Origin of the sequence: Pseudomonas karstica, assembly GCF_009707515.1 — a bacterium.
GTDB classification, from domain to species: domain Bacteria; phylum Pseudomonadota; class Gammaproteobacteria; order Pseudomonadales; family Pseudomonadaceae; genus Aquipseudomonas; species Aquipseudomonas karstica.
The window spans coordinates 1-255 of the sequence record NZ_WLYI01000107.1 but is presented as its reverse complement, the minus strand read 5'-3'; the positions used below and the strand labels follow the sequence as shown (position 1 = coordinate 255).

The 255-nt window shown below is 60.8% G+C and carries 1 protein-coding gene; it reads right to left on the bottom strand.

The features are described from left to right. A partial coding sequence (locus tag GIR22_RS25895) for an AMP-binding protein (protein WP_154746103.1) occupies positions 1–255 on the bottom strand: 255 nt, incomplete at both ends.

Below are 255 nucleotides of genomic sequence, written 5' to 3'. Positions count from 1 at the left end.
CTCGACGCAGATAGCCACCCGGGAATCCGGCTGTACACCCTGCTTGCGCAGGTAATGCGCCAACCGGTTGGCTCGCTCATTCAGCTCGCGATAACTCAAGCGCTGCGCACCATGCAGCACCGCCAGCGCCTCTGGAGTGCGCGCCACCTGGGCTTCAAACAAGCCGTGAACCGTCTGCTCCATCGGGTAATCGGCTTGCGTGGCGTTAAACGTCACCAGCAACTGCTCACGCGCAGTTTCCGGCAAAATCGACAA